This window comes from Bacillus sp. SIMBA_005, assembly GCF_046535585.1.
GTDB lineage: Bacteria > Bacillota > Bacilli > Bacillales > Bacillaceae > Bacillus > Bacillus pumilus.
This window is the reverse complement of record NZ_JAWRWI010001013.1, coordinates 1-243: the sequence shown is the minus strand read 5'-3', so window position 1 is coordinate 243 and position 243 is coordinate 1. Positions and strand designations below refer to the sequence as shown.

The 243-nt window shown below is 68.3% G+C and carries 1 protein-coding gene; it reads right to left on the bottom strand.

Annotation, left to right across the window (positions count from 1 at the left end; translation table 11 throughout):
• The coding region (locus tag SB660_RS23165; RefSeq protein WP_410584892.1) for an alginate export family protein at positions 1–243 on the bottom strand (243 nt) is incomplete at both ends.

Sequence of the window (243 nt, the reverse complement as noted above, 5' to 3'; positions counted from 1 at the left end):
GCAGGCGGGGCGCAGCGGCGAACGCATCGACGCGCCAGCTCCCGCGCTCCATGTAGCCGCGCACGGCCTCGAAGCTCCGCCGGACATTGGTCCCGTCGCGCACGTCGATGAGCCGTGCCGAGCCCATCCGCAATTCCTGGATCCCCGTGCGCAGACCAATGCGACCCGCCGCTTCAGAAGCGCGGCTCCATTCGACGAACAGATTGCTTGGATCCAGCCGGTTCTCGTCGACCGGCGAAGGAC